At 61.4% G+C, this 655-nt stretch carries 1 protein-coding gene; it reads right to left on the bottom strand.

What is annotated here, in order from left to right; translation table 11 throughout:
• Nucleotides 1-629: AMP-binding protein (locus tag QLG10_RS07900; RefSeq protein WP_282486624.1), on the bottom strand; the 629-nt coding region annotated here is incomplete at its 3' end.
• Nucleotides 630-655 lie beyond the last annotated feature (26 nt).

The raw sequence follows: 655 nt of genomic DNA, 5'->3' as shown, positions 1-655 counted from the left end.
TCCGGGTTGGTCAGGGCGTCGTCGACGTTGGCCTTGAGCGGGATCTTCTTGCCGGCACGGATGCCTTCGTCGGCGGTGATCACCACCTTGGATTTGCAGTCGATGATGCGACCGGCCAGGGCTTCCGGCGAGAAACCGCCGAACACCACCGAGTGAATCGCGCCGATGCGGGTGCAGGCCAGCATGGCGACCACGGCTTCGGGGATCATCGGCATGTAGATCGTCACCACGTCGCCGCGGTGCACGTCCTGGCCACGCAGGGCGTTGGCGAACTTGCAGACTTGTTCGTGCAGTTCGCGGTAGGTGATGTGGCGGCTTTCGGAAGGGTCATCGCCTTCCCAGATGATGGCGACCTGGTCACCACGTTCGGCCAGGTGACGATCGAGGCAGTTGTAGGAAACGTTGAGGGTGCCGTCGGCGAACCACTTGATGTCGACATGGTGATCGTCGAAGGACGTCTGCTTCACCGTGGTGAAAGGCTTGATCCAGTCGAGGCGCTTGGCTTGCTCGCGCCAGAAGCCGTCCGGGTTGACGACTGACTGCTGGTACATGGCCTTGTAGGTCGCCTCGTCGGTCAGGGTGTTGGCCAGAACCTCGGGACGAACGGGATACAGGGAAGCCGCACTCATCTTTCTTACCTCGGTGGAATAGTTGT

The organism is Pseudomonas sp. V98_8 (assembly GCF_029967975.1).
In the GTDB taxonomy this organism is placed as follows: Bacteria; Pseudomonadota; Gammaproteobacteria; order Pseudomonadales; family Pseudomonadaceae; genus Aquipseudomonas; species Aquipseudomonas umsongensis.
The sequence above is the reverse complement of the archived record's forward strand: the minus strand, read 5'-3'. Positions and strand labels throughout refer to the sequence as shown.